Source organism: Klebsiella sp. 1SOBk5mer, assembly GCF_046603115.1.
GTDB lineage: Bacteria > Pseudomonadota > Gammaproteobacteria > Enterobacterales > Enterobacteriaceae > Klebsiella > Klebsiella quasipneumoniae.
Map to the genome: position 1 here is coordinate 44,736 of NZ_JBKIUU010000002.1, position 25,628 is coordinate 70,363.

25 protein-coding genes are annotated in these 25,628 nt (G+C 57.1%); 11 read left to right on the plus strand and 14 right to left on the minus strand.

The window, feature by feature from the left end:
* Positions 1 to 4: 4 nt before the first annotated feature.
* Positions 5 to 4,465: a glutamate synthase large subunit gene (gltB, locus tag ACLH1U_RS05835; protein ID WP_275256999.1), complete on the minus strand. Its 4,461-nt coding sequence runs from the start codon at positions 4,463 to 4,465 to the stop codon at positions 5 to 7.
* Positions 4,466 to 5,138: 673 nt separating this feature from the next.
* Here gltB and ACLH1U_RS05840 point away from each other — a divergent pair.
* Positions 5,139 to 6,074 carry a TIGR01212 family radical SAM protein gene (locus ACLH1U_RS05840; protein WP_023291137.1) on the plus strand — a complete coding sequence of 312 codons (936 nt, stop codon included), beginning with the start codon at positions 5,139 to 5,141 and terminating at the stop codon, positions 6,072 to 6,074.
* A gap of 52 nt (positions 6,075 to 6,126) precedes the next feature.
* Here ACLH1U_RS05840 and ACLH1U_RS05845 read toward each other — a convergent pair whose 3' ends face one another.
* Both ACLH1U_RS05845 and ACLH1U_RS05850 read right to left on the minus strand, forming a co-directional pair.
* Positions 6,127 to 7,410 (minus strand): MFS transporter, encoded by a 1,284-nt coding sequence (locus tag ACLH1U_RS05845; RefSeq protein ID WP_032454179.1) that lies wholly within the window; start codon positions 7,408 to 7,410, stop codon positions 6,127 to 6,129.
* Positions 7,411 to 7,486: 76 nt separating this feature from the next.
* Complete coding sequence (locus ACLH1U_RS05850; RefSeq protein WP_411299134.1) at positions 7,487 to 8,503, minus strand: Zn-dependent oxidoreductase; 1,017 nt, start codon at positions 8,501 to 8,503, stop codon at positions 7,487 to 7,489.
* 297 nt (positions 8,504 to 8,800) lie between these two features.
* Between ACLH1U_RS05850 and uxuA the strand changes: the two genes are divergently transcribed.
* The 4 genes from uxuA (at position 8,801) to mtgA (ending at position 13,962) form a co-directional block, all read left to right on the plus strand.
* Positions 8,801 to 9,865, plus strand: coding sequence for a mannonate dehydratase (uxuA, locus tag ACLH1U_RS05855; protein ID WP_025999212.1), 1,065 nt, complete (start codon positions 8,801 to 8,803; stop codon positions 9,863 to 9,865).
* A 148-nt stretch (positions 9,866 to 10,013) separates the two neighbouring features.
* Entirely contained in the window at positions 10,014 to 12,353 is a 2,340-nt protein-coding gene (gene arcB, locus ACLH1U_RS05860) for an aerobic respiration two-component sensor histidine kinase ArcB (protein WP_032454177.1), read from the plus strand.
* A 233-nt stretch (positions 12,354 to 12,586) separates the two neighbouring features.
* Entirely contained in the window at positions 12,587 to 13,240 is a 654-nt protein-coding gene (elbB, locus tag ACLH1U_RS05865) for an isoprenoid biosynthesis glyoxalase ElbB (RefSeq protein ID WP_023291132.1), read from the plus strand.
* A complete protein-coding gene (mtgA, locus tag ACLH1U_RS05870; protein WP_411299135.1) occupies positions 13,237 to 13,962 on the plus strand; it encodes a monofunctional biosynthetic peptidoglycan transglycosylase in 726 nt (241 codons plus the stop codon). Before elbB ends, mtgA begins: the two co-directional genes overlap by 4 nt.
* Positions 13,963 to 14,025: 63 nt before the next feature.
* On the opposite strand, the gene npr is transcribed toward mtgA, so the two are convergent.
* From npr to ACLH1U_RS05925, 11 genes are all read right to left on the minus strand, one after another.
* A complete protein-coding gene (npr, locus tag ACLH1U_RS05875) occupies positions 14,026 to 14,298 on the minus strand; it encodes a PTS phosphocarrier protein NPr (RefSeq protein ID WP_002918431.1) in 273 nt (90 codons plus the stop codon).
* The gene (rapZ, locus tag ACLH1U_RS05880) at positions 14,295 to 15,149 is read right to left on the minus strand and encodes an RNase adapter RapZ (RefSeq protein ID WP_004206208.1); all 855 of its coding nucleotides are present in this window, start codon (positions 15,147 to 15,149) and stop codon (positions 14,295 to 14,297) included. The genes npr and rapZ overlap by 4 nt, the downstream gene beginning before the upstream one ends.
* A gap of 45 nt (positions 15,150 to 15,194) precedes the next feature.
* Positions 15,195 to 15,683, minus strand: coding sequence for a PTS IIA-like nitrogen regulatory protein PtsN (ptsN, locus tag ACLH1U_RS05885; RefSeq protein ID WP_004144926.1), 489 nt, complete (start codon positions 15,681 to 15,683; stop codon positions 15,195 to 15,197).
* A gap of 70 nt (positions 15,684 to 15,753) precedes the next feature.
* The gene (hpf, locus tag ACLH1U_RS05890) at positions 15,754 to 16,041 is read right to left on the minus strand and encodes a ribosome hibernation promoting factor (RefSeq protein WP_004206206.1); all 288 of its coding nucleotides are present in this window, start codon (positions 16,039 to 16,041) and stop codon (positions 15,754 to 15,756) included.
* A 22-nt stretch (positions 16,042 to 16,063) separates the two neighbouring features.
* Entirely contained in the window at positions 16,064 to 17,497 is a 1,434-nt protein-coding gene (gene rpoN / locus ACLH1U_RS05895; RefSeq protein ID WP_004206204.1) for an RNA polymerase factor sigma-54, read from the minus strand.
* A 47-nt stretch (positions 17,498 to 17,544) separates the two neighbouring features.
* Positions 17,545 to 18,270: an LPS export ABC transporter ATP-binding protein gene (gene lptB / locus ACLH1U_RS05900; RefSeq protein ID WP_004206203.1), complete on the minus strand. Its 726-nt coding sequence runs from the start codon at positions 18,268 to 18,270 to the stop codon at positions 17,545 to 17,547.
* Between the two features lie 6 nt (positions 18,271 to 18,276).
* On the minus strand, positions 18,277 to 18,822 hold the full coding sequence (gene lptA, locus ACLH1U_RS05905) for a lipopolysaccharide ABC transporter substrate-binding protein LptA (protein WP_002918415.1): 546 nt from the start codon (positions 18,820 to 18,822) through the stop codon (positions 18,277 to 18,279).
* Entirely contained in the window at positions 18,791 to 19,366 is a 576-nt protein-coding gene (gene lptC / locus ACLH1U_RS05910) for an LPS export ABC transporter periplasmic protein LptC (RefSeq protein ID WP_002918413.1), read from the minus strand. Before lptC ends, lptA begins: the two co-directional genes overlap by 32 nt.
* Positions 19,363 to 19,929 (minus strand): 3-deoxy-manno-octulosonate-8-phosphatase KdsC, encoded by a 567-nt coding sequence (gene kdsC, locus ACLH1U_RS05915; protein ID WP_023319211.1) that lies wholly within the window; start codon positions 19,927 to 19,929, stop codon positions 19,363 to 19,365. Before kdsC ends, lptC begins: the two co-directional genes overlap by 4 nt.
* A 14-nt stretch (positions 19,930 to 19,943) precedes the next feature.
* Positions 19,944 to 20,948 carry an arabinose-5-phosphate isomerase KdsD gene (gene kdsD, locus ACLH1U_RS05920; protein WP_369707981.1) on the minus strand — a complete coding sequence of 335 codons (1,005 nt, stop codon included), beginning with the start codon at positions 20,946 to 20,948 and terminating at the stop codon, positions 19,944 to 19,946.
* The gene (locus tag ACLH1U_RS05925; RefSeq protein ID WP_023291127.1) at positions 20,945 to 21,922 is read right to left on the minus strand and encodes a calcium/sodium antiporter; all 978 of its coding nucleotides are present in this window, start codon (positions 21,920 to 21,922) and stop codon (positions 20,945 to 20,947) included. The genes kdsD and ACLH1U_RS05925 overlap by 4 nt, the downstream gene beginning before the upstream one ends.
* Before the next feature lie 209 nt (positions 21,923 to 22,131).
* Between ACLH1U_RS05925 and mlaF the strand changes: the two genes are divergently transcribed.
* The 6 genes from mlaF (at position 22,132) to ibaG (ending at position 25,625) form a co-directional block, all read left to right on the plus strand.
* Positions 22,132 to 22,944, plus strand: coding sequence for a phospholipid ABC transporter ATP-binding protein MlaF (mlaF, locus tag ACLH1U_RS05930; RefSeq protein WP_004206196.1), 813 nt, complete (start codon positions 22,132 to 22,134; stop codon positions 22,942 to 22,944).
* A 7-nt stretch (positions 22,945 to 22,951) separates the two neighbouring features.
* On the plus strand, positions 22,952 to 23,734 hold the full coding sequence (mlaE, locus tag ACLH1U_RS05935; RefSeq protein ID WP_004150949.1) for a lipid asymmetry maintenance ABC transporter permease subunit MlaE: 783 nt from the start codon (positions 22,952 to 22,954) through the stop codon (positions 23,732 to 23,734).
* 4 nt (positions 23,735 to 23,738) lie between these two features.
* Positions 23,739 to 24,290 carry an outer membrane lipid asymmetry maintenance protein MlaD gene (gene mlaD, locus ACLH1U_RS05940; protein WP_004206195.1) on the plus strand — a complete coding sequence of 184 codons (552 nt, stop codon included), beginning with the start codon at positions 23,739 to 23,741 and terminating at the stop codon, positions 24,288 to 24,290.
* An 18-nt stretch (positions 24,291 to 24,308) separates the two neighbouring features.
* Positions 24,309 to 24,944, plus strand: coding sequence for a phospholipid-binding protein MlaC (mlaC, locus tag ACLH1U_RS05945; RefSeq protein WP_023291126.1), 636 nt, complete (start codon positions 24,309 to 24,311; stop codon positions 24,942 to 24,944).
* The gene (mlaB, locus tag ACLH1U_RS05950; protein ID WP_023291125.1) at positions 24,944 to 25,234 is read left to right on the plus strand and encodes a lipid asymmetry maintenance protein MlaB; all 291 of its coding nucleotides are present in this window, start codon (positions 24,944 to 24,946) and stop codon (positions 25,232 to 25,234) included. Before mlaC ends, mlaB begins: the two co-directional genes overlap by 1 nt.
* A gap of 136 nt (positions 25,235 to 25,370) precedes the next feature.
* Positions 25,371 to 25,625 carry a BolA family iron metabolism protein IbaG gene (gene ibaG / locus ACLH1U_RS05955; protein WP_004144910.1) on the plus strand — a complete coding sequence of 85 codons (255 nt, stop codon included), beginning with the start codon at positions 25,371 to 25,373 and terminating at the stop codon, positions 25,623 to 25,625.
* The last annotated feature ends 3 nt before the right edge of the window (positions 25,626 to 25,628 follow it).

A 25,628-nucleotide genomic window follows, 5' to 3' on the forward strand; every position in this document is an offset into this window, starting at 1 on the left:
CCCCTTACTGCGCCTGCACCCGCAGCTCAGCTGCGGAACGACTACGGTGACCCAACAGTGCTTTAACATCGCTGGACTTCGGTTTAACCAGCGCAAACTTCGCGGAGAAGGCCGGCCAGTTGGCGAGGATCTCTTCGCCGCGTTGCGAACCGGTAAGCTGCACGTGCTCGGTGATTAAACCGCGCAGGTGCTCTTCATGGATGGCCAGAGAGTCAACGTCCAGCACTTCCACCAGCTCCGGGTTCACGCGTTTACGGAAGTCGCCATCTTCATCCAGGACATAGGCAAAGCCGCCGGTCATCCCTGCGCCAAAGTTGACGCCGGTTTTACCGAGCACGCAGACGATACCGCCGGTCATGTATTCACAGCCGTTGTCGCCGATGCCTTCCACCACGGTGATGGCGCCGGAGTTACGCACCGCGAAACGCTCACCTGCGCGGCCTGCGGCGTACAGACGACCACCGGTCGCGCCGTACAGGCAGGTGTTGCCGATAATGCTGGCTTCGTGGCTGCGGAAAGCGGAGCCCACCGGCGGACGAATGGCCAGCAGACCGCCCGCCATGCCTTTGCCGACATAGTCGTTGGCGTCGCCCGTCAGATGCAGTTCCACGCCGCCGGCGTTCCACACGCCGAAGCTCTGGCCCGCGGTGCCGCTAAAGTGAGCGACGATCGGGTCGCCCGCCAGTCCCTGGTCGCCATGGGTCTGGGCAATATACCCGGACAGCGAGGCCCCCACGGAGCGGTCGGTATTGCGGATATCGAACCAGAACGTTTTGCTCTGCTTTTCATCCACGTACGGTTTCGCCTGCTGCAGCAGCTGGGCGTTGAGCACGCCGTTATCGAACGGCGGGTTATTTTCGGTGCAGTACAGCGCTTTGCCAGGATGTGGCTCTGCGGTCTCCAGCAGTTTACCCAGATCCAGTTTCTGCTGCTTGGCGGTGAACCCATCCAGCTCTTTGAGCAGATCGGTGCGGCCAATCAGATCCACCAGGCGCTTGACGCCCAGCTGGGCCATCAGCTCGCGGGTTTCACGGGCGATAAATTCAAAGTAATTGGTCACTTTGAACGGCAGACCGTGATAGTGGTTCTTACGCAGTTTGTCATCCTGGGTCGCCACGCCGGTCGCGCAGTTGTTCAGGTGGCAAATACGCAGGTATTTACAGCCCAGCGCCACCATCGGGCCGGTACCGAAACCAAAGCTTTCCGCGCCGAGGATCGCCGCTTTGATGATATCGAGGCCGGTTTTCAGGCCGCCATCCACCTGCAGACGGATCTTATGACGCAGGCCGTTAGCGACCAGCGCCTGCTGGGTTTCCACCAGACCAAGCTCCCACGGACAGCCGGCATATTTCACGGAAGAGAGCGGGCTCGCCCCGGTGCCGCCGTCGTAGCCGGCGATGGTGATCAGGTCGGCATAAGCTTTGGCTACGCCGGTGGCGATGGTGCCCACGCCCGGTTCAGAAACCAGTTTGACCGAAATCATCGCTTTCGGGTTGACCTGCTTGAGGTCGAAAATCAGCTGCGCCAAATCCTCGATAGAGTAGATATCGTGGTGCGGCGGCGGGGAGATCAGCGTCACGCCCGGTACCGAATAGCGCAGTTTGGCGATGTACGGAGTGACTTTATCACCCGGCAGCTGGCCGCCTTCACCCGGCTTCGCGCCCTGGGCGACTTTGATCTGGATAACGTCGGCATTGACCAGATAGGCTGGGGTGACGCCGAAGCGGCCGGACGCCACCTGCTTGATGCGCGACACTTTATTGGTGCCGTAGCGCGCCGGGTCTTCACCGCCTTCACCGGAGTTAGAGAAGCCGCCGATGCTGTTCATCGCTTCCGCCAGCGATTCGTGAGCTTCCGGACTCAGGGCGCCGATCGACATCGCTGCGGTATCGAAGCGTTTGAACAGCTCCTTCGCCGGCTCCACGTCGTCGATGCTGATGGCGTCTTCGCCCGGGTTGAGCGCCAGCAGATCGCGCATCGTGGCCGCCGGACGTTCGTTAACCAGCTTCGCGTATTGTTGATAATCGCTGTACTCGCCGCTCTGCACAGCCTGCTGCAGGGTACGCACCACGTCCGGGTTGTAGGCGTGATATTCGCCGCCGTGAACGTACTTCAGCAGACCGCCCTGAGCCAGCGGCTTGCGCGCCAGCCAGGCGCGTTTCGACAGATTCAGCAGGTCCTGCTGGAAATCGTCGAAGCCGGCGCCGCCGATGCGACTGACCACGCCCTGGAAGCAGAGATCGGAGACATCGCGATGCAGACCGACCGCTTCGAACAGCTTCGAGCAGCGGTAGGAGGCGATGGTCGAGATCCCCATCTTGGACATGATCTTATACAGACCTTTATTGATACCGTTGCGATAGTTCAGCATCACCGCACGGTATGGTTTATCGATAGCTTTGCTGTCGACCAGCTTCGCCAGCGTTTCATAGGCGAGGTACGGATAGATAGCTGTCGCGCCGAAGCCCAGCAGCACGGCGAAGTGATGCGGATCGCGGGCGCTGGCGGTTTCAACGATGATGTTGGCATCGCAGCGCAGACTCTTATCGACCAGACGGGTCTGGATCGCGCCAACGGCCATCGGCGCCGGCACCGGCAGGCGGTCTTTGGCGATGTTGCGGTCAGAAAGAACCAGCAGCACGGTACCATCGCGTACCATTTGCTCCGCTTTGTCGCACAGGGCCTTCACCGTCTCGCTGAGGGAAGCCTCTGCCGGGTTGAAGGTGATGTCGAGGACGTCTGCACGATAGTGCTCTTCTTCCATCGTCGTCAGCTGTTTGAAATCGGAGTACAGCAGGATCGGCGATTTGAAGCTCAGACGATGCGCCTGGCCTTCCGCTTCGCAGAAGACGTTCATTTCGCGCCCGATGCTGGTGGCCAGCGACATGACGTGCGCTTCACGCAGCGGATCGATAGGCGGGTTCGTCACCTGGGCGAACTGCTGACGGAAATAATCGTAGATAATGCGCGGCTGGCTGGAAAGGACGGCGAAAGGCGTGTCATCGCCCATTGAGCCGACCGCTTCCTGGCCATTTTCGCCGAGCACGCGCAGCACCGAGTCCAGCTCTTCCGCGCTGTAGTTAAACTGTTTCTGGTAGCTGGCCAGCAGATCGTCGTCCAGCTGGCGGCTGCCAACCTCTTCGTCCGGCAGATCTTCAAACGGCACCAGGCGACGAACGTTTTTCTCCATCCACTCTTTATACGGATGGCGGCTCTTCAGATCGTCATCGGTTTCCGCTGAGTGCAGAATGCGTCCGGCACGGGTATCGATAACCATCAGCTCACCCGGACCCACGCGGCCTTTCTCAACCACCTCGTCCGGCTGGTAGTCCCAGATGCCGACTTCAGAGGCGCAGGTGATGAGCTTATCTTTGGTAATGACGTAGCGCGCCGGGCGCAGGCCATTACGGTCGAGGTTACAGGCCGCGTAGCGACCATCGGACATGACGATGCCCGCCGGGCCGTCCCATGGCTCCATATGCATGGAGTTAAAGTCGAAGAACGAACGCAGCTCCGGATCCATATCCGGGTTGTTCTGCCAGGCTGGCGGCACCAGCAGACGCATGGCGCGCACGATGTCCATCCCGCCGGCCAGCAGCAGCTCCAGCATGTTGTCCATTGAACTGGAGTCGGAGCCGGTTTCGTTAACGAACGGCGCGGCGTCGTGCAGGTCCGGGATCAGCGGGGTCTGGAATTTATAGGTACGGGCGCGAGCCCACTGGCGGTTGCCGGTGATGGTGTTGATTTCACCGTTGTGCGCCAGGTAGCGGAACGGCTGCGCCAGCGGCCAGCGTGGTACGGTGTTGGTGGAGAAGCGCTGATGGAACAGGCAGATAGCCGACTCCAGGCGCAGGTCCGCGAGGTCCAGGTAGAAGCGCGGCAAATCCGCCGGCATACACAGACCTTTATAGATGTTGACCAGGTTGGACAAGCTACAAACGTAGAAATCTTTGTCTTCCTGCAGGCGTTTTTCAATGCGACGACGCGCAATAAACAGACGACGCTCCATATCGCGCGGGCGCCAGCCAGCCGGGGCGTTAACAAAGATTTGCTCAATACGGGGCAGCGAGGAGAGGGCGATTTCACCGAGCACGCCTTCGTTGGTCGGCACATCGCGCCAGCCAACAATCGACAGGGTCTCAAGCTGAAGTTCTTCTTCAACGATGCGGCGTGCCGCTTTCGCCAGTTCAGGATCTTTATTCAGGAACAGCATCCCAACGGCGTAGTTTTTGGCTAAACGCCAGCCGCGCTCTTCGGCAACGATGCGGAAGAAACGATCGGGTTTTTGCAGCAGCAGACCGCAACCGTCGCCGGTTTTACCATCGGCAAGGATTGCGCCACGGTGCTGCATGCGGGCCAGTGCGTGTATCGCGGTTCGCACTACCTTGTGGCTAGGTTCGCCTTCTATGTGGGCGATCAGGCCGAAACCACAGTTATCCCTCTCAAGGGATTTGTCGTACAACATATCAGTGAACCTCCCCAGGCTCTACGGACCCCCTCCGATACCGATTGCGCACAGGCACAGAAAGAGCATGGCGACGGGGTTTGCACCTCGCATTCGCCCTCTTTAAATCCTTTTTGCATCGGTACACAAGTTTGAGGACTTGCTGTTAAGAGGGAATCTCAATTACTGCATAAATATGATGAGCAGAGTGCTCATCCAGAAAGCTTCCAGCGGATTCCCAACTTATCGGGAATCCACACTTACGTCAAATGGCAATCTTATTAATACAAAAATGTGCTATACAGGTGTTAACTTTTTGTTTTTAAAATAGATAATGCCATTTTTTATGCTTTGGATACGTCTGCAGAGGGTAAGACTAGTGTGATCTGTCTCACTGTGCGCGCGGCTTTGCATTACCGATCTGCGCTGAAATATATTTCATTATTAGCATATTCGACTGCTATAAATTTATGTGGTGGATATTAATACTGTTTTTTACCATAAAGTAGATTAGGGCCGTGCGATGAAGAAATATAAGGAAAACTCATTACCCTGTGGGTGAATGAAATTGCAGTAATCATGATTGTTTATGCAATGAAGCGGGGCGCCGCGCTGACGATTGATCCAGGTCATCGCCGTCGGTGACGAAAAGTGGCAGGCTTGGCCCCCTTTGTTGAGGCCGGTCTATCAGATTATGCAGTTACAGAAATTAGTCAATATGTTTGGTGGGGATCTTCTGCGCCGCTATGGCGAAAAGGTCCATAAGCTAACGCTGCACGGCGGTTTTAGCTGCCCGAACCGCGACGGTACGCTGGGCCGTGGCGGCTGCACTTTCTGTAACGTGGCCTCGTTTGCGGATGAAGCCCAGCAGCATCGATCCATCGCCGAACAGCTCGCCCATCAGGCGCAGCTCGTTAACCGGGCAAAGCGCTATCTGGCCTATTTTCAGGCTTATACCAGCACCTTTGCTGAAGTGCAGGTGCTCCGCTCGATGTATCGCCAGGCCGTCAGCGAGGCGAATATCGTTGGCCTCTGCGTCGGCACCCGCCCGGACTGCGTGCCGGAGGCGGTTCTCGACCTGCTCAGTGAATACCACCAGCAGGGGTATGAGGTATGGCTGGAGCTGGGGCTGCAGACCGCGCATGATAAGACCCTGCACCGCATTAACCGCGGGCATGATTTCGCCTGTTACCAGCGTACCGCGCGTCTGGCGCGTGAGCGCGGACTGAAGGTTTGCGCGCATCTCATTGTCGGCCTGCCCGGGGAGACCCAGGAGCACGGCCTCGAGACGCTGGAGCGGGTCGTGACCACCGGCGTGGATGGCATCAAGCTGCACCCGCTGCATATCGTTAAAGGCAGCATTATGGCAAAAGCATGGCAGGCCGGTCGTCTCGATGGCATCGAACTGGAGGCGTATACCGTCACCGCCGGGGAGATGATCCGCCATACCCCGCCGGAGGTGATCTACCATCGCATATCGGCCAGCGCCCGTCGGCCCACGCTGCTCGCGCCGCTGTGGTGCGAAAATCGCTGGACCGGAATGGTTGAACTGGATCGCTATCTGAATGAGCAAGGCGCTCAGGGTTCGGCGCTGGGCCGCAGCTGGGTCGCGCCCCAGGCGGTGAAATAGTCTCAGAGGATGCCCGGCGTGATGACTGCGCCGGGCATGGTATTGCTGTCGACTATGCCTGACTGGCTTTCATTGTCACGCGTGGCGTTTTGATCACGAACAGTACCAGCAGGGCGCCGAGCGCGGCGATAGTGCCGGCTAGGACAAAGGCGCTGTCGAATTTACCGGTAGACTGTACGATATAGCCGGTGACAATCGGCCCCACGATGCCGGAGACGCTGCCGATAAGGTGGATAAAGCCGCTGGTGCCGCCGACGCGGGATTTATGCACCACGTCCTGGATAATCGCCCAGTAGATCGCGCCGGTGACATAGAGGAAAAAGATGGAGACCGACATCAGCAGAACGGCAGGAACGACGCTGCTGACGGTACCGGCAAGCCCCACACAGATGGCGGCCATCAGCAGACATACCACCAGCACAATTTTGCGCGACAGCAGCAGGCGTCCGGTGAGTTTAAAAATTTTATCGGAAATATACCCCCCCAGCGCCAGGCCGACAAAGCCGACTATCCATGGGATCATGGTGGTGAGGCTCATTTGTTTAATATCCAGATGGTGCTGCTGAACCAGATAGGACGGGAACCAACTGAGGAAGAAAAACAAAATATAGTTGTAGCAGAAGAACGCAAAGGCCGTTACCAGAATAATAGGCTGCTTGAGATAATAACCCAGTGAGTGAGTGGTTTGATTTTCTACGGTTTCCAGGGCGTCCTCCTCTTGCTTCATTTTATTAATGAGCATGAGCTCTTCCTGACTGACATGCTTATGTTTGTCAGGCGAGTTGGCGGCAATAAAAAACCACACGACCATCCATACAATACCGATGGCGAAAATAATCATAAACGCCGGGCGCCAGCCGAATGCGAGGGCCAGATAACCGACGATGGGGCCGGCAACCGCGCCGCCCAGCGGAGAGCCGGCGCTGAGCAGCCCTACGGCGGTAGCCGCTTGCTTCTTAGGAAACCAGCCGTTGATCATCTTGTTCGCCGACGCGCAAATCGGGCCTTCAGCCATCCCGAAGAGAACGCGCAGCATCAGCATGGAATAAAAGCCGGTGGCAAAGGCGGTTAAGCCGCAAAATAGCGACCACATCCCCACCGCCAGCCCCAGGACCAGCGTTGCGCCAAACTTATCCACGGCCAGACCGCCAATAAAATTAAATACCGCGTAGCCGAAGAAAAAACTGCCGAAAATAATACCAAACTGTTCAGCGTTTAGCGCCAGATCCTTTTCAATCATCGGTACCGTAATGGATAACGCCACCCGGTCCAGATAATTAATCATATATACTAAAAATAATAACAGGACGATAATCCAGCGGATATTTTTTCCCATGATGACACCGTGATGAGTATATTATTGAGCTCTGGCGCGACGGATATCAATATTCACGTCGCCCGTTATTTAGTATTTACCCCAGCTGCAGTAATACCTTGCAGCAGGTTTTCCGATCGTTGGCAAAAATCTCCATAGCCTCTTTTACCTGCTCCAGCGGCATGCAGTGGGTGATTAACGCCTCAGGCTGGATAAGGCCTTTCTCCATCCAGTCGATGACCAGCGGAAAACGTCCGCTGTTCAGCCGGGAGGAGAAAATGGAGATCTCTTTACTGGTGATGCTTTGCTGGGTGAGGGTGGACGCCTCGCCGGAGAAGCCGAGTATGCCGATGCGTGCGGCGGGAGAGGCGAGGAGAATGGCCTCCTGAAGGATCGCCGGGTGGCAGGCGGCATCGATGACCAGCGTGGGGGCTATCTGCCGCTGCGCCAGCTGTTCCGCCAGCGGCTGGTGAGTGTTATCCAGCGTCAGATCGGCGCCATTGTCCCGCGCCATCTGCAGACGTTCGGCAATGCGGTCCACGACGATCACCTGCTTAACGCCATACACCCCCTTCAGCGCCTGGATCACCGTCAGACCCATCGGACCTGCGCCGTAGATCAGGGCGATATCCTGCGCCATGGGCTGCAGCTGGGCGGTAATGTTTGCCGCAATGGTAAAAGGCTCAACCATCGTCGCCTGACGATCGCTGATGGCTTCCGGAATGCTCCAGGCGTTTTTCGCCGGCACGCAGGCGTAGTCGCTGAATCCGCCGTCGCGGTGAACCCCGATGACCTGGAGCTGCGCACAGACATTCGGCCGCCCCACCGAGCAGGGATAACACTGGCCGCAGCTGACGACAGGGTCGACCGCGACGCGCTCGCCGATGCGTGCCGGAGAGACCTGTTCGCCGACGGCATCGATGATGCCGAAGAATTCATGGCCGATCACGCGGGGATATTTCGCGAAGGGGTTGTGGCCCTGATAGATATGCACATCGGAACCGCAGATCCCGGCAAAGGCGATTTTCACCCGGACTTCGTGGGCGCCCGGAGCGGGAACCGGACGTGATTCGATGTTCAGTTGGCCTGGCTCTTTGACAACGACGCTTCTCATTTCTGTTCCTTCCCTTGTCTGTTTTCTGAACAAATATCGTGACTTTTATTACCATACAAGTATGCAATTGATCATAACTAGCTCTGGATCACATTTGGCGAAGGTCGTCAGAAAAAGCCCGGCAATGATTAATCTATTGAAATAAATTGAGAAAAATTATGAATGTAGCGAAAGCGACCTCACCGGCGAGCCGGTCAGCAGGAATGTGATCGCCATCACGACAGTTAAGGCTCAATCAATTATGATTACTGGTATGGTAGTAGGGTGAAATTAAACTATGTTGAGCAGGTGATGACGATGCAGATGACAATGCGCTGGTTTGGACCAGAGGAAGATAAGGTTTCATTAGAGCATATACGCCAGGTCCCCGGCGTGGAGGGGGTGGTCGGCGCGCTCTATGACGTCGCGGTGGGCGAGGTATGGCCGGAGGATAAAATTGAGCGTCTGGTCAGCCAGGCCCATGCCGCAGGCCTGAAAATGGAGGTAATAGAGAGCGTCAACATCCATGACGATATCAAAATCGGCCTCCCTTCTCGTGACCGCTATATTGCCAACTATCAGCAGACCATTCGCCACCTTGCCCGCTTCGGCGTCAAAGTCATCTGCTATAACTTCATGCCGGTGTTCGACTGGATGAAGACGGATATGAACTACGTCCTGCCGGATGGCTCGTTGACGATGGCTTTTGAGAAGAAAGATATCGATAAGCGGCTGGAAGACGTGGTGAAGGAGGTGCTTGAGAATTCAAACGGCTTCGCGTTGCCGGGCTGGGAGCCGGAACGGCTGGCAGAAGTGCAGACCCTGTTTGCCAAATATAGCGCGGTGGATGACCATAAGCTGCGGGAGAACCTGGTCTATTTTCTGCAGGCGGTGATCCCGGTTTGCGAAGAGGTGGGCGTGAAAATGGCGATCCACCCTGACGATCCGCCGTACTCGATATTTGGCCTGCCGCGGGTGGTCAAAAACCGCGACGATCTGGACTGGATCTGCCGGGCTGTCGATTCACCCGCCAACGGCATCACCCTCTGCACCGGCTCGATTGCCGAAGATCCGGATAACGACGTATACGCTATTCTGGCTGAGTTTACCCGCCGCAAGCGGATCCATTTTGCCCACGTCCGCAATATTAAACTGATGCAGGATAAAGACTTTTACGAGTGCGCCCATCCGTCAGAATACGGCTCCCTGGATATGTACAAGGTGATGCAAGCGTTGCACGACAACGGCTTCGACGGCTATATACGCCCGGATCATGGCCGCTTTATCTGGGGAGAGACCGGACGCCCGGGCTATGGTTTATACGATCGCGCACTCGGGGTGACCTACCTCAAAGGTCTCTGGGAGGCGCTAAGCAAGCGCTAACCCCTTCCTGACCATACCTCTTTTTCGCGGCTGGTTCGCCTCGGCGGCCAGCCGTCATATCGGCTCCTTCCCGCATTTTTTGCACAACTTACAGCGCATTGCTCAGAATTGAGTATTATTGTGCGGAGTTGTCGTGAAGGAATCCCTTATGAAGCAAATTCGTATGCTGGCGCAGTATTATGTCGACCTGATGATGAAGCTGGGTCTGGTCCGCTTTTCAATGCTGTTGGCACTTGCGCTGGTGGTGCTGGCCATCGTGGTACAGATGGCGGTCACCATGGTGCTGCATGGCCAGGTTGAAAGCATCGACGTTATCCGCTCTATCTTCTTCGGTCTACTGATCACCCCGTGGGCGGTCTATTTTCTCTCGGTGGTGGTGGAGCAGCTTGAAGAGTCCCGCCAGCGTCTTTCGCGGCTGGTGGAGAAACTGGAGGAGATGCGTGAGCGCGATCTGAAGCTGAACGTGCAGCTGAAAGACAATATCGCGCAGTTGAATCAGGAGATTGGCGAACGTGAAAAGGCGGAAGCCGAGCGTGAGACCACCCTCGAGCAGCTGAAGATCGAGATGAAAGAGCGTGAAGAGACGCAGATCCAGCTCGAACAGCAATCCTCCTTTCTGCGCTCTTTCCTCGATGCCTCCCCGGACCTGGTCTTCTACCGCAATGAGGATAAAGAGTTTTCCGGCTGTAACCGGGCGATGGAGCTGCTGACCGGCAAAAGCGAGAAACAGCTGATCCACCTCAAACCGCAGGATGTCTATAGCGAAGAGGCGGCGGAAAAGGTGCTGGAAACCGATGAGAAGGTGTTCCGCCACAATGTATCGCTGACCTATGAGCAGTGGCTGGACTATCCCGATGGCCGTAAAGCGTGCTTCGAAATCCGCAAGGTCCCGTACTACGATCGCGTCGGTAAGCGTCGTGGTCTGATGGGCTTCGGACGCGATATCACCGAACGAAAACGCTATCAGGACGCCCTCGAACGCGCCAGCCGGGATAAAACCACCTTCATCTCCACCATCAGCCATGAGCTGCGTACCCCGCTGAACGGGATTGTCGGGCTGAGCCGAATTTTGCTGGATACCGAACTGACCAGCGAGCAGGAAAAATACCTGAAAACCATCCATGTCTCAGCGGTGACGCTGGGGAATATCTTCAATGATATTATCGACATGGATAAAATGGAGCGCCGTAAGGTGCAGCTCGATAACCAGCCGGTGGACTTCACCAGCTTCCTTGCCGACCTGGAAAACCTTTCCGGTCTGCAGGCGCAGCAGAAGGGACTGCGCTTTGTGCTGGAGCCGAGCCTGCCGCTGCCGCACAAGGTGATCACCGATGGCACCCGCCTGCGGCAGATCCTGTGGAATCTTATCAGCAACGCCGTGAAGTTTACCCCACAGGGCGGAGGGGTGAACGTCCGCGTGCGCTATGACGAAGGCGATATCCTGCACTTCGAAGTGGAAGACTCCGGGATTGGTATTCCTGAAGCGGAGCAGGACAAAATATTCGCCATGTATTACCAGGTCAAAGACAGCCACGGCGGCAAACCCGCCACCGGCACCGGGATTGGCCTCGCCGTATCGCGTCGCCTGGCGCGCAATATGGGCGGCGATATCAGCGTCACCAGCCAGCCGGGTAAAGGGGCGACCTTTACGCTCACCGTCCATGCGCCTGCCATTGCGGAAGAAGTGGAAGATACGCTGGCGGAAGACGACATGCCATTACCGGCGCTCAACGTCCTGCTGGTGGAAGATATTGAGCTCAACGTCATTGTGGCGCGCTCGGTGCTGGAAAAGCTGGGCAACAGCGTGGATGTCGCGATGACCGGCAAAGCCGCGCTGGAGATGTTTGAGCCTGGCGAGTACGACCTGGTGCTGCTGGATATCCAGCTGCCGGATATGACGGGACTGGATATTTCTCGTCAGCTAAAACAGAATTTTGCCGCGGACGAGCTGCCGCCGCTGGTGGCCCTGACCGCCAACGTGCTGAAGAATAAGAAAGAGTATCTGGATGCCGGCATGGACGATGTGCTGAGCAAGCCGCTATCGGTGCCGGCACTGACAGCCATGATTAAAAAATTCTGGGATGCGCCGGAAGAGGAGGCGCAGGAAGCGCCGGCGGCCGATCGGCATAAAGCCGATGCGGTGCTGGATACCGATATGCTTGAGCAATATATCGAACTGGTGGGACCGAAGCTTATCAACGATGGCCTCGCGGTGTTTGAGAAGATGATGCCGGGCTATATGTCCGTCCTTGAGTCTAATCTCACCGCCCGGGATCAAAAAGGGATCGTTGAAGAGGGGCATAAGATCAAAGGGGCTGCGGGCTCTATTGGCCTGCGCCACATCCAGCAGCTGGGTCAGCAGATCCAGACGCCGGACCTCCCTGCCTGGTCTGATAATGTCGCTGAATGGGTTGAAGAGATGAAATCCGAGTGGCAAAACGACGTGGCGGTTCTGAAGGCGTGGGTGGCGAAGGCCGGGAAAAAATGACCCCGGACAGACCGGGGTGCGCGAATACTGCGCCAACACCAGGGAACTGGTGGTTGAGCCAGTGTGATTTGAGTGATGTTGTTACGTGGCGCAACCTGAGAAGTGGATTGCTCGCTCATTAAGATAGCAAAGCTTAACTAATTTGTTACATGAATCAGTAAAATATGTGAAGCATAGCGAGTAAATCGACATTTTTGACTGGTTTCAGCGAGTTGCATGGAGGAGCGAAGGCGATGAAAAAAATTGGTGTGGTACTGAGCGGCTGCGGCGTGTACGACGGCAGTGAAATTCATGAGGCAGTGATTACCCTGCTGGCGATCGCGCGCAACGGCGCGCAGGCGGTCTGCTTTGCGCCCGATAAACCGCAGCGCGACGTCATCAACCATCTGACGGGCGAACCGTTGACCGAGCAACGCAACGTGCTGGTTGAAGCGGCGCGCATCGCCCGCGGCGACATCCTGCCGCTGGCGCAGGCGCGTGAGGAGACGCTGGACGCGCTGATCGTCCCCGGCGGCTTCGGCGCGGCGAAAAACTTAAGCAGCTTCGCCGCCGAGGGCAGCGAATGCGAGGTGGACCGCGACCTGCGGGCCCTGACGCTGGCGATGCATCAGGCCGGCAAGCCGCTGGGCTTTATGTGCATCGCTCCGGCGCTGCTGCCGAAGATCTTTGCGTTTCCGCTGCGGATGACTATCGGGACCGATCTCGACACCGCCGATGTGGTGGAGGAGATGGGGGCGGAGCATGTGCCTTGCCCGGTCGACGACATCGTGGTGGATGAAGAGAACAAAGTGGTTACCACTCCGGCGTATATGCTGGCGGAGAATATTGCGCAAGCCGCTACCGGGATCGAAAAACTGGTCGCCCGCGTGCTGGCGCTGAGCGCATGAAGCTCCGCATTGCGCCCTTCGCGCTGCTTAAACGACTGGCGCTGCGTCTGCTGCTGATCGCCGCCGTCTTCTGGGGCGGGGGGATCGCGCTGTTTAGCGTGCTGCCGGTGCCCTTTTCGGCGGTCATGCTTGAGCGGCAGGTTAGCGTCTGGCTGTCCGGAAATGTCCACTATCTGGCGCACTCCGACTGGGTCGCCATGGATAACATCTCCCCGTGGATGGGGCTGGCGGTGATTGCCGCCGAAGATCAGAAGTTCCCGGAACACTGGGGGTTTGACGTCCCGGCGATAGAAAAGGCGCTGGCGCACAATGAGCGTCACGATACCCGCATTCGCGGCGCATCAACGCTGTCGCAGCAGACGGCGAAAAACCTGTTTCTGTGGGATGGACGTAGCTGGCTGCGCAAGGGGCTGGAGGCCGGGTTGACCGTCGGCATGGAAACCGTGTGGAGTAAAAAGCGGATCCTGACCGTCTACCTGAATATTGCCGAGTTTGGCGATGGGATTTTTGGCGTGGAAGCGGCCGCCCAGCGCTATTTTCATAAGCCCGCCAGCCAGTTGACGCCGGGGGAAGCGGCTCTGCTGGCCGCGGTGCTGCCAAACCCGATCCGCTATCGCGCCGACGCGCCTTCGGGCTATGTGCGCAACCGCCAGGCCTGGATCTTACGTCAGATGCGACAGCTGGGTGGAGAAGGGTTCATGCGTGAGCATAAGCTCTATTAGCGGGTTAATCCGGCGCCGGGGCTGGTACAGTCGCCAGTCGTCCGTCGCCGGGAAGCATCACGTTTAATCTTCGTCAAACCCGGCATTAAACAGGGCAATCACCGCGGCGAGGGCTTCCACTTCCTGCGGACCGCTGGCCTCCACCTCTATCTGCCGTCCTTTCGCCGAGTCCAGCATCAGCAGGGCAATGACGCTGTTGGCTTCCGCCTCAGTGCCTTCATCATTGCGCAGCAACACTTCGGCATCGAAATTCTGCATTAGTTCGAACAGCTTCATCGCCGGGCGGGCGTGCATGCCCAGCTTATTGGTGATTTCAACGGTCTGCTTTACGGTCATGATTTACGTTTTTCCAGCGTCCGATGACGAGACTGTACGTTTTTGCCGCGCGAGCGGAAGTAGTCAGCCAGTTGTTCAGCAATATAAACCGAACGATGTTTACCGCCGGTACAGCCAATGGCCACCGTCAGATAGCTGCGATTGTTGGTCTCCAGCATCGGTAACCATAGCTCAAGATAGCTCCGGGTCTGGTAAATAAAGTTGTGCACTTCGGTGTGCCGATCGAGGAAGGCGGCCACCGGTTTATCCAGACCGGTCATAGGACGCAGCTTCGGATCCCAGTGCGGGTTTGGCAGAAAGCGCACGTCAAAGACGTAATCGGCATCGATCGGGATACCGTGCTTAAAGCCGAAGGATTCGAAGACCATGGTCAGTTCGCGTTCACGTTTACCCAGCAGCCGGGTGCGCAACATTTCCGCCAGCTCGTGAACCGACATCTCCGAGGTATCGACAATCAGGTCGGCCCGCGAGCGCAGGGGCTCCAGCAGATCGCTCTCTTCGTCGATGGCGCTTTCCAGCGACAAATTCTTGCTCGACAGCGGATGCAGGCGACGGGTGTCGCTGTATCGACGGATCAGCGTGTTGCGATCGGCATCGAGAAACAGCAGCTGCGGCGAAAAGCACTCCGGCAGGTTTTTCATGGCCTGCTCGAAGATCTCCGGTGATTCCGGCATGTTCCGCACGTCGATGCTGACGGCCGCCGAAATATTGCGGTCAGCCAGCGACCGTGCCAGATCGGGCAGCAGCACGACCGGCAGGTTATCCACGCAGTAAAAGCCCATATCTTCCAGCGCTCGCAGAGCGACGGATTTACCCGAGCCCGAGCGGCCGCTGACGATCATCAGTACCATGTACCGTTTCTCCTCAGTACGATAAAGGATAAGGTGCGACTGCCGTTATGCGTCATCGCTGCTTCCTGCTTCGGTGATGATCTCATACAACTCTTCATCGCTCTGCGCCGCGCGCAGGCGACGACAAATCGCTTTGTCGGCCAGTCGTTTGGCCACCAGGGAGAGCGTATGCAGGTGGGTTTTTGTCTGATCGGCCGGCACCAGCAGCGCGAACAGCAGGTCGACAGGCTGATTGTCGATCGCGTCGAAGGCGATGGGGGTTTCCAGCTGGACAAAAACGCCGACAGCACGCAGCGTATCCTCTTCCAGTTTTCCGTGGGGAATGGCGATACCATTGCCAATCCCGGTACTGCCCATTTTTTCGCGGGTGAGGATCGCTTCGAACACCACCTGCGGCGGCAAACTTAACTGTTTGGCGGCCAGTTCGCTAATGATTTCCAGAGCACGCTTCTTGCTCTGGCAGTGAACCTGGCTACGGGTACATTCCTGGTTCAGGACGTTGCTCAGTTGTAGAGCCGAATCGTTGTTCATCATAATTTCACCTGAGCGCCCCCGCGCCCGTCGCCGATGTTAACTGACGGCGGACGCAGGGGGGCCCGGACAATTAGTGTTGTTTTAGTTTATCTTTATGCTTCGTTAACTGCCTTGCCAGCTTGTCGATAAGACCATCGACAGCCGCATACATATCCTGCCCTTCCGCACTGGCATGGATTTCGCCACCGTTGACATGCAGATTCGCGTCCGCAATTTGCGTCACTTTCTCTACTTTTAACACAATATAGACCTGATTGATCCGGTCGAAAAATTGTTCCAGCTTGCTGAACTTCGCCGTGACGAAGTCGCGCATCGCGGGAGTGATCTCGACGTTGTGTCCTGTAATGTTGAGCTGCATAGTGTCTTCCTTATCGGTTGTGTCAGACCAGTTGTTTACGCTGGTTTGACGGCGGGATGGATAAAGACTCTCTGTACTTCGCGACAGTGCGGCGCGCGACCATGATACCCTGCTCGGACAACATGGAGGTGAGCTTACTGTCGCTCAACGGCTTCGCGGGGTTTTCCGCGGCGATGAGTTTCTTCACCAGCGCGCGAATCGCCGTCGACGAGGCTTCGCCGCCGCCTTCGGTATTAACATGGCTGGAGAAGAAATACTTCAGTTCAAAAATACCGCGCGGACTGTGCAGATATTTTTGCGTGGTGACACGGGAAATCGTCGATTCATGCATCTCGACGGCCTGGGCGATATCGGCCAGCACCATCGGCTTCATATACTCTTCACCCTGTTCGAAAAAAGCCTGCTGCTGTTCTACGATGCAGCGGCTGACGCGAAGCAGGGTATCGTTGCGGCTTTCAAGACTTTTGATCAGCCAGCGGGCTTCCTGAAGATTGCTGCGAATGAACTGGCCGTCGGCGTCATTGCGGGCGCTGTTGCCCATTGCCGCATACTGCTGATTAATTTTCAGCCGTGGAATGCTGTCGGCATTGAGCTCCACGGTCCAGCGGCCGCTGACCTTGCGCACCAGCACGTCGGGAATGACATATTCCGGTTCGCTGGTTTGAATGGACTGGCCAGGACGGGGATCCAGGGACTGGATCAGATTTACCGCCTCTTTCAGCACCTCTTCTTTCAGGCGGGTCACCCGCATCAGGGTGCGGAAATCATGGTTGGCCAGAAGATCGAGATGATCGCTGATAATCAGCCGGGCCTCTTCCAGCCATGGCGTCTCTTTGGCGAACTGCGAGAGCTGGATCAGCAGGCAGTCGCGCAGATCTTTCGCCGCGACGCCAACCGGATCGAAACGCTGGATGCGCTTCAGGACGGCTTCCACTTCTTCGAGGCCGATCTCCTCATCGCCGATGCTGTCGACGATATCTTCAATCTGAACGGTGAGGTAGCCCGTATCGTCGACGGCGTCGACAATGGAGGTGGCGATGGCGCGGTCGGTATCGGTGAAGGGCGTCAGCTCGACCTGCCACATCAGGTAATCCTGCAGCGTCTGGGTAGTCTCGCCTTGATAAACGGGGAGTTCGTCGTCCTGATAGTCCACGCCGTTGCCTGACGGCGTACCGGCGGTATAGATTTCATCCCAGCTGGCATCGAGAGGAAGCTCGTCGGGCATCTCTTTTTGCTCAAGCGCGTCGACGGTATCGAGAGACTCGCGGTCCTCCACCTCTTTCGCCTCTACCTCGTCGTGAAGATCGGTTTGCTCAAGCAACGGGTTACTTTCCAGCGCTTGCTGGAGCTCTTGCTGGAGTTCTAACGTGGACAACTGCAGCAAACGAATCGCCTGCTGCAGCTGCGGCGTCATGGCAAGCTGTTGGCTAAGCCTTAATTGCAAACCTTGCTTCATGTTCAGGGTAAATATCTCCGGCTAAAACGTCTGTAACCTCTACCCTATCAGAGTCTGAAGTCTTCCCCAAGATACACGCGCTTAACCTGCTCATCTTCGAGGATCTGCTGCGGTGTACCATGAGCGATAAGGTGTCCCTGACTGACAATATACGCGCGTTCGCAGACGGCGAGCGTCTCTCTGACGTTATGATCGGTAATCAGTACGCCGAGGCCGCTGTCGCGCAAATGCTCAATGATGCGTTTGATATCGATAACCGAGATCGGATCCACGCCGGCAAAGGGTTCATCCAGAAGAATAAATTTCGGGTTTGCCGCCAGCGCGCGAGCGATTTCGACGCGGCGGCGTTCGCCACCGGAGAGCGCCTGACCGAGGCTGTCACGCAGGTGCTCAATATGAAACTCTTCCATCAGCTCTTTGGCGCGATCTTCCCGCTGTTCGCTGCTCAAATCGTCACGGATCTGCAGGACCGCCATCAGGTTGTCATAGACGCTCAGGCGACGGAAAATCGAGGCTTCCTGCGGCAGATAGCCGATCCCCCGGCGCGCGCGCGCGTGCAGCGGCAGCAGGCTGATGTCTTCGTCATCAATGATGATATTGCCCGCGTCGCGCGGCACAATCCCGACCACCATGTAGAAGGTGGTGGTTTTACCGGCGCCGTTGGGGCCGAGCAAGCCGACAATCTCCCCCGAGTTAACGGTGAGACTGACATCTTCCACCACGCGGCGGCCTTTATACGCTTTAGCGAGATTCTTCGCAGTTAAGGTTGCCATAACGGATTAGTTACTCTTCTTTTGCTGGTTGCCGCTTTTGTCCTGCAGCTCGGACGGCACCAGAACGGTGGTGACGCGTCGACCTTTGTCGCTGAAGGCCTGCATTTTTTGCTCTTTCACCAGATAGGTGATCTTGTCGCCCTTGATGTTACTGTCGAGCTGTTCAAGGTACGCGTTGCCGGTCAGCACGACGTAATCGTTCTGCAGCTCATAGCGCATTTTCGACGCCCGGCCTTTTACCGGTTTGCCGTTATCCTGCATCTGGTAGAAGGTGGCCGGGTTACCGAAACCTTCGATCACCTCTTTGCCTTTTTCATTGCCCGGACGGGTGACTACCACTTTATCAGCGTTAATCTTGATCGTCCCCTGAGTCACGACCACGTTACCGGTGAAGGTGACGACGTTGCCCTGCATATCCAGCGACTGCTGATCGGATTCGATATGGATCGGCTGATCGGTATCGCCCGTCTTGGCGAGGGCCGGCAGGCTGGCGGCCAGTAACGCGCCGGCGAGCGCAATCTTAAGGCTGAGTTTGTTTGTTCTGAATTTCATAAGAGGTTCTCACCTTTTCAATCAGCTCGGCATTTTTGCTGCGAAGGTTTCCACGCATTTTCAGGCCGCTGGAATTAAATGTGGTGCCGTATAACGTCACCATGTCATCGGAGGTAACGTCCTGCGTTACCAGATTTATCTGGGCGTTATCCGTCGTAATTTTGCGCAGTTGAGAGTCTGGCGCGAGCGCATTCACCTCAACGTGCCCGTAAAGATAGAGCATCCGGTCATTTGTCAGCTTCGCTTTATCAGCCCTGACTGACCAGGTCGGCACCTTATTGGTATCAAAGGTGGTCATCACCGGTTTGGTAAACCAGGAGACCTCCTGATCGGAAAAATACTCCACGTGCTCGGCGATCAGCCGATAGCTCAGGGCGCCTTCCGGACTGTACACCACGGTGTCAGTGTGTTCGCTTTTATACGTCGGGTCGTTGGGATTGACCTCCGGCTGGGCCGTGTCGTCTGTATTCGCCAGATTCAGGCCGATGAGGATCAGCGCAAGCAGCGACAGTAAAATGATAACCCAACGTCTGGTTTTACTCATATTGATTGCCCTTTGGCCTCATCCAGCTTGCCCTGCGCCAATAGTAACAAATCGCAGACTTCGCGTACCGCGCCGCGTCCGCCATTAATCCGGGTGATGTAATCGGCGCGCGGCAGCAGCAGCGGATGCGCATCCGCGACGGCGACGCTGAGGCCCACTTCGGCCATCACCGGCCAGTCAATCAGATCGTCGCCGATGTAGGCGACTTCCTCTGGCCGCACGCCCAGTTTGTCAGTGAGATCGCGGAACGCCAGCAGCTTGTCCGACTGCCCCTGATACAAATGCGTAATGCCCAGCGTCTGACAGCGATCTTCTACCAGTTTAGCTTTTCGTCCGGTAATAATCGCCACTTCAATGCCAGAGGTCAGCGCGCAGCGGATACCATAGCCATCGCGGACGTTGAACGCTTTCAGCTCCTCGCCGTGATTACCCATATAGATAAGCCCGTCGGATAATACACCGTCGACATCGAGGATCAGTAGACGGATCTTAGCCGCGCGATCGAGAAACGTCTGGCTTACCGGCCCATAGCAGGTCGCTAACTGAGCATCAGCATTATTCATTATTTTTTCCTTACTTACACTACGCCCGCGCGCAGGAGATCGTGCATATGTACCACACCCAGCAGATGGTCGCCATCGGCAACCAGCACGCAGGTGATATGACGGGATTGCATCAGGTTTAGCGCATCCACCGCCAGGGTGCCGGGACGGATGCGGATCCCTCCCCGGGTCATGACGTCGGCAATGCTGGCATCGCGCATATCGACGCCGGTGTCGAAGACCCGGCGCAGGTCACCATCGGTAAAGATACCGATGATGTTCATGTCGTCATCGCAGATAGCGGTCATACCTAAATTTTTACGAGTGATTTCCAGCAGCGCATCGCGCAGGGTGGCCTGCAGGCCGACGTGCGGGATCTCATCACCGGTATGCATAATATCATTGACGCGCAGCAACAGCTTACGACCGAGTGCGCCGCCCGGATGCGAGAGAGCGAAATCCTCAGCGGTAAAGCCGCGAGCCTCCAGCAGGGCGACGGCGAGGGCATCGCCCATCACCAGCGCGGCGGTGGTGCTGGAGGTGGGGGCCAGCCCTAATGGACAAGCCTCTTTCGGCACTTTCACGCACAGATGGATATCCGCCGCGCGCGCCATGCTGCTTTCAGGCCGGCTGGTGATGCAGATAAGCTTCACCTGCTGGCGTTTCAGGACCGGGATCAGCGCGAGGATTTCGTTCGATTCGCCGGAGTTCGACAGCGCAATCACCACGTCCTGCGGCGTAACCATGCCCAAATCGCCGTGCGCGGCTTCGCCAGGGTGGACAAAAAATGCCGACGTGCCGGTACTGGCGAAGGTTGCCGCCATCTTGCGGCCAATATGGCCGGATTTGCCCATCCCCATCACCACGACTTTCCCGCCGCAGCGGAAAATCGTTTCGCAGGCGCGGGTGAAATCTTCATTTATATATTGATCGAGCTGGGCCAGACCTTCACGTTCAATTTCCAGCACCTGACGGCCGGCCTGTTGAAAGTCAAAATCCGTGGGCAAATCTATTTGCGACATGATGTTATCCCGAGTCATTCAACGAAGAGCGGCGCTGTCCAGAACAGCATCGCCAACCAAACCACAAAACCACCGACCAGCAGCGCGCCAACCAGTCGTCCCGGCTGCTGCCTACGGCGCCAGCACAGCACCGCGAAGATCAGGCTGACCAGCAACATCACGCCATAGTCGCGGGTAAAGGCTTCCGCCGCAAAGGCTCCCGGCGCGATCAGCGCCGGCAAACCCAGCACCAGCGCAATATTGAGGATATTCGCGCCGATGATATTGCCGATGGCAATGTCATCTTCCCCTTTGCGCGCCCCGGCGATGGCGGTGGCCAGCTCCGGCAGGCTGGTGCCTATCGCCACTACCGTCAGGCCGACGGTCAGTTCGCTGATGGCAAAATAGTTTGCCAGCACCGTGCTGTTATCCACCACCATGCGGGTGGCCATCGGCATGACGATCATCGCCACCCCTAACCACAGCAGAGCGACCGGCAGCGACCCTTCACGCGGCAGTTCCGCCAGCTGTTCGCGGGTCAGGCTATCGCTTCCCTGGCGTTCCGCCAGACGGGCAATCTTGATGGTGAACAGCAGCCATAGCAGCGCCAGCGCCAGTAAAAACAGGCCGTCGAGACGGGACAGTTGACCATCATAGAGCACCAGCCCCGCCAGCACGCTGACCAGCAACATTAGCGGTAATTCGCGGCGCAGAATATCAGAATGCACGGTAAATGGCCTGAGTAAGGCAGCCAGACCGAGGATCAGGAGAATATTGGTGATATTGGAGCCGAGCGCGGTGCCCACCGCCAGATCGGTCTGCCCATGCAGCGAGGCCGCGGTGGAAACCATGATCTCTGGCAGGCTGGTGCCAATACTCACCACCGTCATACCGATGATCAGCGGCGGGATCCCCAACATGCGACAAAGGATGGAGGCGGCATAGACCAGACGATCGGCGCTGTAGACAACCAGCAATAAACCAATAATTAACAGAGCCGTCGCTAAGAGCATCTAAAGTCCTTTCTTCAGGTATAATCGTCGCCTCGCTGGGTTATCCCTACGCAGCGTAACGAATTCTTAATTTTGACTTTATGCGTGCCAAAAGTAAAACAAATGCCAGCTTTCGCTAACCTGTGCAGGTAAGATTCTGTAAAAATGTTGTGATTGTGGCGTAAGAAAGGGCGATGCTTGCCCATCAGGTGCTTAGTAAGGATGATTTTATGAGCCAAACTCAGGCGAATTTAGTTGAAGTGCGCGGTATCCGCTTTTCTCGCGGCGATCGCGTGATCTTCGACGACATCTCGCTGTCGGTGCCGCGCGGTAAAATTACTGCGATTATGGGACCTTCGGGGATCGGCAAGACTACCCTGTTACGCCTGATCGGCGGACAGATCCCGCCGGACAGGGGAGAGATCCTGTTCGATGGCGAGAACGTGCCGCAGATGACCCGTTCACGTCTGTACACGGTGCGTAAGCGGATGAGCATGCTGTTCCAGTCTGGGGCGCTGTTTACCGACCTCAATGTTTTTGACAACGTCGCCTACCCGCTGCGCGAACATACGCATCTGCCGCCTGCGCTGCTGCATACGACGGTGATGATGAAGCTGGAGGCGGTGGGGCTGCGCGGTGCGGCGAAGTTAATGCCCTCCGAGCTTTCCGGCGGCATGGCGCGCCGCGCCGCCCTGGCGAGGGCCATCGCCCTGGAGCCGGATCTCATTATGTTCGACGAACCGTTCGTCGGGCAGGATCCCATCACCATGGGCGTGCTGGTGAAGCTGATTTCTGAACTCAACAGCACGCTGGGCGTCACCTGCATCGTGGTTTCGCACGATGTGCCTGAGGTGCTGAGCATCGCGGACTATGCGTATATCGTGGCGGATAAAAAGATTGTCGCCCACGGCAGCGCCCAGTCGCTACGGGAGAATGCCGACCCTCGGGTTCGTCAGTTCATTGATGGTATTGCCGACGGCCCGGTGCCGTTCCGTTATCCGGCTGGCGACTATCACCATGATTTATTAGGCATAGGGAGTTGAGCGACTGATGCTGTTTAATGCGCTGGCCGCGCTAGGCCATCGCGGTATTAAAACCACCGCGACCTTTGGACGCGCCGGATTAATGCTGTTTAACGCCGTTGTCGGCAAACCAGAGTTTCGCAAGCACGCGCCGCTGCTGGTTCGTCAACTCTACAACGTCGGCGTTCTGTCGATGCTGATTATCATTGTATCGGGCCTGTTTATCGGTATGGTGCTCGGGTTGCAGGGTTATCTGGTCTTAACCACCTACAGCGCTGAGACCAGTCTTGGCATGCTGGTGGCGCTGTCGCTGCTGCGCGAGCTGGGGCCGGTGGTCGCCGCGCTGCTGTTTGCCGGTCGCGCCGGGTCGGCGCTGACCGCCGAGATTGGCCTGATGCGGGCCACGGAACAGCTCTCCAGTATGGAGATGATGGCGGTGGATCCGCTGCGCCGCGTCATTTCTCCCCGTTTCTGGGCCGGCGTCATTTCGCTGCCGCTGCTGACGATTATCTTCGTCGCGGTGGGGATCTGGGGTGGCGCGCTGGTGGGCGTGAGCTGGAAGGGCATTGACGGTGGTTTTTTCTGGACCGCGATGCAAAATGCCGTCGACTGGCGAATGGATCTGGTGAACTGCCTGATTAAGAGCCTGGTATTCGCCATTACGGTAACCTGGATTGCGTTATTCAATGGTTATGATGCTATCCCCACTTCCGCCGGGATTAGCCGGGCGACTACGCGCACCGTGGTGCATGCGTCGCTGGCGGTTCTGGGGCTGGATTTTGTGCTGACTGCGCTGATGTTTGGGAATTGAGTTCATGCAAACGAAAAAAAATGAAATCTGGGTAGGGGTGTTCTTACTGGTGGCGCTGCTGGCGGCGCTGTTTGTCTGCCTGAAGGCGGCAAACGTCACCTCGTTACGTACCGAGCCGACTTACCGTCTTTACGCGACCTTCGATAATATCGGCGGCCTGAAAGCGCGCTCGCCGGTGCGCATCGGCGGTGTGGTTGTTGGCCGCGTGGCGGACATCACCCTCGACCCGAAAACCTATCTGCCGCGCGTGGAGCTCGATATTGATGAGCGCTACAACCATATCCCCGATACCAGTTCGCTGGCGATCCGCACCTCTGGCCTGCTGGGCGAGCAGTATCTGGCGCTGAACGTCGGTTTTGAAGACCCGGACCTCGGGACGACTATCCTTAAAGACGGCGGTACTATCCAGGACACCAAGTCCGCCATGGTGCTGGAAGATCTGATTGGTCAGTTCCTTTATAACAGCAAGGGCGGCGACAATCAGAATTCTGGCAATGATAAGGCCGAGGCAGAAGGTCATACTGACGCGACGCCGGCAGCCGGCACGACGCATTAATTTCAGGAGAAATACGATATGTTTAAACGCTTACTCATGGTCGCCATGCTGGTGATTGCCCCGCTGACCGCGGTCCAGGCGGCAGACCAGTCCAATCCGTATAAGCTGATGAATGAAGCGGCGCAGAAAACCTTCGATCGCCTGAAGAATGAACAGCCGAAGATCAAGGCCAACCCTAACTATCTGCGCGACATCGTCGACCAGGAGCTTCTGCCGTATGTGCAGGTGAAGTATGCCGGCGCGCTGGTGCTGGGCCGCTATTACAAAGAAGCCACCCCGGCGCAGCGTGAAGCCTATTTTGCCGCCTTCCGTGAATACCTGAAGCAGGCCTATGGCCAGGCGCTGGCCATGTACCATGGTCAGACCTACCAGATTGCCCCGGAACAGCCGCTGGGCAGCGCGACCATCATTCCGATCCGCGTCACCATCCTCGACCCGAATGGCCGTCCGCCGGTACGTCTCGACTTCCAGTGGCGTAAAAACACCCAGACCGGCAACTGGCAGGCCTACGATATGATCGCGGAAGGGGTCAGCATGATCACCACCAAACAAAACGAGTGGAGCGATCTGCTGCGTACCAAGGGCGTTGATGGCCTGACCGCGCAGCTGAAAGCGATCTCCGCTCAGCCGATCACCCTGGAACAGAAAAAATAATGAGCGGGCAGCTGAGCTGGACTCGTGATGGCGAGACGCTGGCGCTGCACGGAGAGCTGGATCAGGATCTGCTGGTCCCGCTCTGGGAGGCACGCGCCCAGGCGACGGCGGGGACAGCGATCATCGATCTCAGCCAGACCACGCGCGTGGACACGGCGGGCCTGGCGCTGTTAGTGCATTTTGTCGCGCTGATTCGCCGCCAGGGCCGGGAAGCGCAGCTGATCGGCAAGAGCGAAAATCTGCAAACGCTGGTCGGTCTTTACAACCTGCCTGCCGATATGATCCCATAATCTTTTCAGTGCCTTAGCGCTGAAGCTATTCCGAAAGCCCCGGCAATCTTTTCGCCGGGGCTTTTTGCTTGTTTAAGACCGCGCCACTTTCCTCTAAGATGTTGGGCTGTTTTCACTATCAGATAAATTTGAGCCCATGGAAAATCATGAAATTCAGACCGTGCTGATGAACGCACTCCCCCTCCAGGAAGTCCACGTCTCTGGCGATGGCAGCCACTTTCAGGTTATTGCTGTGGGTGAGATGTTCGATGGCATGAGTCGGGTTAAAAAGCAGCAGAGCGTCTACGCGCCGCTGATGGAATATATTGCTGACAACCGCATCCATGCGCTGTCGATCAAGGCCTTTACTCCGCAGGAGTGGGCGCGAGACCGCAAACTAAATGGCTTCTAAGCT